Source organism: Virgibacillus halodenitrificans JCM 12304 (assembly GCF_001310895.1).
GTDB lineage: Bacteria > Bacillota > Bacilli > Bacillales > Amphibacillaceae > Virgibacillus_Q > Virgibacillus_Q halodenitrificans.
In genome coordinates this window covers 1-1,685 of the sequence record NZ_BAZS01000070.1, presented here as the reverse complement: position 1 = coordinate 1,685, position 1,685 = coordinate 1, and the positions used below count along the sequence as shown (strand labels likewise).

Sequence of the window (1,685 nt, the reverse complement as noted above, 5' to 3'; positions counted from 1 at the left end):
GGAGTTATAATGAACGAAACTAGCCCCTATTCGTAATGTCGTAGGTTAATTCGGGTATAGTGCATTAAGAACCTAATCCCAAATCAGAGCTAAAATACGAAAGGAGCTAGTAACATGAATTATAACATAAAATATGTCGGTTTAGATGTATCTAAGGAGAAAATTGCAGTTGCAGTCGCGGATGAAGGGCGTTCCAAGGCAAGGTATATAGGCATGATAAATTATACTGTAGAAGCTATAAGAAAATTAATTAAAAAGCTAGGAGAGCCCGAACAACTGGAAGTATGTTATGAAGCGGGCCCTACTGGATATGGCCTTTATCGCCTATTAAAAAGTATGGATATTCATTGTGAAGTCATTGCACCATCTTTAATACCTCAAAAACCTGGTAGTCGTGTCAAAACAGATAAGCGTGATGCGATCAACCTTGCGACCCTGTATCGTGCAGGTGAATTAACACCCGTCTATGTTCCTACCGAAGATGATGAAGCATTACGAGATTTAGTTCGCGCACGTGAAGATGTGAAAGAAGATGAATTGAGAGCAAAACATCGACTTACTAAATTTCTTTTAAGAAATGAAATCAGACAACCCAAAGGTATAAGGAAATGGACGGCCAAGTATTGGGAGTGGCTGCGGCAATTAAAATTCCAACGTTCTGCATCCAAGGTAGTTTTTCAAGAGTATGTCCAGCAACTAATCGAATACCAACAACGAATAAAGATACTCGAAGAAGAGATAAAAGAACAAGCAGAAAACGGTGTTCACGCTCCGTTAATACAAAAGCTTATGACGTTGCGGGGCGTCGCTATTATAACGGCGACCAGTTTGGCAGCAGAGGTGGCATCGTTCGCACGTTTCGCTCGACCTAATGGTTTTATGGCGTTCACGGGGTTAGTACCAAGTGAGTTTTCCAGTGGGGACGCCCGGAAGGTAGGTGCGATCACGAAAACAGGAAATCGGCATATTCGAAAATTGTTAATCGAGGCCGCGTGGAGTTATCGACATAAGCCAGCTGTTGGAAGAGATTTGCAGAAAAGGCAACAAGGACAACCGACTAATATTTTAAGTATTTCCTGGAAAGCGCAACATCGATTACACAAAAAATATTATCGGTTAATGGCACGTGGGAAAGAAAGTGGAAAAGTTGTTACCGCCGTAGCAAGGGAATTAGCAGGTTTCATTTGGGCGATAGCTAATGAACCGGATGATGCAAGCGAAATGGCATAGAGAGCGCAGGAATAGGAAGAAAAAAATCACAGTTGAAATAGAAGAAGCTACAAAAGGAAAGAAACATAGGGCTTGAAGGCAAAGATAAACACCGTAAAGGATAACGCACGACGAAGACTTGTGCTAGCCATGCATTGGTGAATGCACGCCAGGAGTTCGTGCCAGGTCCTTAGACGGAAAGATAAAATGTGAAAATCCACGGATATCAGTGTGCTCATCGGAGTAGAGATTTTTGCCTTCACGCCGTGTGCTTGTCTCCTTAATACTTTGCCCAAAAAGGGGGATATCCATTTTCCTGGCTTAGAAGGAATGGCAAGCTAGGAATGTAGCATATTATTTATATTTAACAAAGTAGTCAATAAAAAAGAGCCGAGTATAGACTCTTAGCTTAAGGTTGTCCAAAAACAAAGACTTTAATAAGGTTTGATAGTGGCCTTGAAAGTTTCGTTCATATC

1 protein-coding gene is annotated in these 1,685 nt (G+C 41.4%); it reads left to right on the top strand.

Annotated elements, in window-relative coordinates:
* The first annotated feature begins 114 nt into the window (after nucleotides 1-114).
* On the top strand, nucleotides 115-1,230 hold the full coding sequence (locus JCM12304_RS18790; RefSeq protein WP_060681995.1) for an IS110 family RNA-guided transposase: 1,116 nt from the start codon (nucleotides 115-117) through the stop codon (nucleotides 1,228-1,230).
* The last annotated feature ends 455 nt before the right edge of the window (nucleotides 1,231-1,685 follow it).

Bases quoted from the DNA above. Each gene is read 5' to 3' on its own strand.
- JCM12304_RS18790 (WP_060681995.1), top strand. From the start codon at position 115: ATGAATTATAACATAAAATATGTCGGTTTAGATGTATCTAAGGAGAAA.